This is a genomic window from Kitasatospora sp. NPDC001225 (assembly GCF_053597855.1).
This window is the reverse complement of record NZ_JBSFJC010000402.1, coordinates 1-1,910: the sequence shown is the minus strand read 5'-3', so window position 1 is coordinate 1,910 and position 1,910 is coordinate 1. Positions and strand designations below refer to the sequence as shown.

Sequence of the window (1,910 nt, the reverse complement as noted above, 5' to 3'; positions counted from 1 at the left end):
AGGTCGAGGTCGTCGCCGCGGGGCACCAGCGGTCCCAGGCAGCGGTCCCAGAGCCGGCGCCGCTGCGCCTCGTCCGGGAGCGGGAACTCCGCGATGACGTCCAGCCGACGGGTGAACGCCTCGTCGAGGTTGGCCCGCAGGTTGGACGTCAGCACCGCGATGCCGTCGAAGGACTCCATCCGCTGGAGCAGGTAGGCCGTCTCCACGTTGGCGTGGCGGTCGCGGGCGTCCTTGACCTCCGAGCGCTTGCCGAACAGCGCGTCGGCCTCGTCGAACAGCAGGACGCCGTTGACCTGGGCGGCCTCGGTGAAGATGCGTTCCAGGTTCTTCTCGGTCTCGCCGATGTACTTGTCCACCACGGTGGCGAGGTCCACCACGTACAGCTCCATGCCGAGTTCGGCGGCGACCACCTCGGCGGACATCGTCTTGCCGGTGCCGGATTCCCCGGCGAACAGGGCGACCACCCCGTTGCCCCGGCCGCCGCCCGGGCGCATCCGCCAGCTCCCGAGCACCTGGTCGCGGTGCCGGGCCCGCAGCACGAGTTCGCGCAGCCGGCCCGCGGTGGGGGCGGGCAGCACCAGGTCGGACCAGCCGACCGCGGGTTCGATCCGGCGGGCGAGCCGGGCCAGGCCCGCGCCGTTCTGCGCCCGCACGGCCGTCCGCAGGTCCTCGGCCCGCACCTCGCGGCGTTCGGCGGCCGCCGTCCGGGCCGCCACCGAGGCCGCGCGCGCCACCTGCTCCTGGTCCAGGCGGTACGCGGCGACGGCCTCGGCCAGCTCCCCGCTCAGCTCGCCGCCCGGCTGCCCGCCCAGCGCCTGGGCCCACTGCCCGGCGCGGTCGCGCTCCTCCGGCGGCGGGACGGTGACCACCACGGGGCTCCGCGCCGCCCAGGCCGGGTCCCAGACCTGGGGGCCGTGCACGACCAGCGGGACGCCGTCGAGTTCCGCGCACAGCTCGCGCAACAGCGCGGCCCGCTCGGGCCGTTCGGGTTCGAGCCGGTCCAGCGGTCCGAGCACCACGCCGCCCCCGCCCAGCCGCGCCTCGCGGGCGAGCACCCGGACGGTGCCCTCCGGCCGGCGGGCGGCGAGCGCGGCGGCGTCGACCACCAGCGGCGGCGGGCCGTCGGCCGCGAGGGCGGCCACCGCGAGCGGGCCGGCGTGCCCGCCCCGGTCCAGCAGGTGCACCAGTCCGCCGTCGGCGGCCAGCGCGCGCAGCCGCTCGTCCGGCCGTTGGAGGCGGGGCCCGGGACCGGCGCGGTGGGCGAGTCCGGCGAGCGCGCCGTCCGGCTCGTCGTCGCCGAGCAGGTGGGCCGTCACCCGGTCCGGGACGCGCAGGGTGCGGGAGAGCAACGGGCGGTCCGGTTCGGTGATCTCCAGCAGGCCGCCGGCGACCAGCGGGGACCGGGCGGAGAACCGGAAGCGGCCGGCGCCGGCCCCGGGCAGTCCGCACAGGTCGAGGGCCAGGCCGATGGTCGCCCGGCGGCGGGTCAGGTCGTCGTTGAGGTAGCCGTAGAGCTGCTCGAAGCGGGAGTCGAGGTCGGGGGCGAGCGCCACCAGCAGCAGGTCGAGGTCCACCGGGAGCAGGCCGAAGGCGGCGGTGAGCCGCCCGAGCCGGGAGCCGGGCGGCGGCGCGGGCCCGTCGCCAGGATGCGCTCCACCGCGTCCGGGCCGAGGTACTGGCCGCGGTACGGGTCGTCCGGGTCGGGGTCGTCGGCGCGGCGTTCGCGCACCGCGGCGCGGACCCGCTGCTCGACCCGGTGCAGCCGCTCCCAGAGGGGGTCGTGGCCGGGCGGCGCACCGTCGACCGCCTCGTCCAGGTCGACACCTTCGCCGCCCAGCTGCTGGACAACGGCGGGGACGCCGAGCTGCTGGGCGAGCTGGTCGCCGACCTTCCGGTGAACGGCGATCCGG

General features: G+C 77.4%; 1 pseudogene. It reads right to left on the bottom strand.

Annotation, left to right across the window (positions count from 1 at the left end):
* Positions 1-1,816, bottom strand: a pseudogene (locus ACWDCZ_RS40915) (ATP-binding protein); the annotation flags it as partial.
* Positions 1,817-1,910 lie beyond the last annotated feature (94 nt).